This window comes from Enterococcus cecorum (assembly GCF_052119425.1).
Taxonomy (GTDB): Bacteria; Bacillota; Bacilli; order Lactobacillales; family Enterococcaceae; genus Enterococcus_E; species Enterococcus_E cecorum_C.
This window is the reverse complement of record NZ_JBQKFH010000090.1, coordinates 1-785: the sequence shown is the minus strand read 5'-3', so window position 1 is coordinate 785 and position 785 is coordinate 1. Positions and strand designations below refer to the sequence as shown.

Sequence of the window (785 nt, the reverse complement as noted above, 5' to 3'; positions counted from 1 at the left end):
GGCTCTTTGTCAAATTGGACTGATGAGTTTTACAAAAGGAATGGGCAGAGATAGACAGCTGTTTGCTATCTCTGCTCTTTTTGTTATTTCGATTCAATTAAACCATTCATCATAAATAGTCTTAATTTCATGTTCACAAATGATCGAAAACCATAACTAACCCGTTTTAAAGTTTTTATATGTGTATTCTTGGCTTCTATTTTGCCATTAGAATAAGGATAGATCAGTGCGTTTCTTATCCCTTCTTCATAGTTTAATAAGTTTTGTAATTTCTCTTTCAGTACTTCATCTAGTGTATCTGGTAACGTCTTTAATATCTCAAAAAATGTATCTGGATCTTTATCATCAAAAGCTTCTAATAAATCATGGACATACTGATAGCCTAATTTGAGTTTAGGAGAAAAAGCCAATAACCGGTCAACCATCATTTCTTCTGTTAAAAGTGGGAATTTAGGTTGGCGAAAACTGCGCCAAGATTTATATTCTGTAACATCTAAACTCGCTCTTTTCTTTAAGATATAGCGCCAATTACTTTTTAATTTGGTAGCTTGGCTTCTTTTTTTCTCTTTGATTAATTCTTTCATTTCGCGTACGCGACAGTCATTGAGTGCCTGATTGATATGTTTGACAATATGAAAGCGATCAATGATCAATTGGGCATTAGGAAAGTGACTGGCAATCAATTGCATATAACTCGCATTCATATCTGAAACTAAAAATTGTACATCTTCCTTATTTTGGGCGTTTTGAAAATATTTTTTCAAATAAGATAATTTACGAGTAGG

At 32.7% G+C, this 785-nt stretch carries 1 protein-coding gene; it reads right to left on the bottom strand.

What is annotated here, in order from left to right:
• Positions 1 to 83: 83 nt before the first annotated feature.
• A partial coding sequence (locus ACTQZM_RS11880; RefSeq protein ID WP_441653886.1) for an ISL3 family transposase occupies positions 84 to 785 on the bottom strand: 702 nt, incomplete at its 5' end.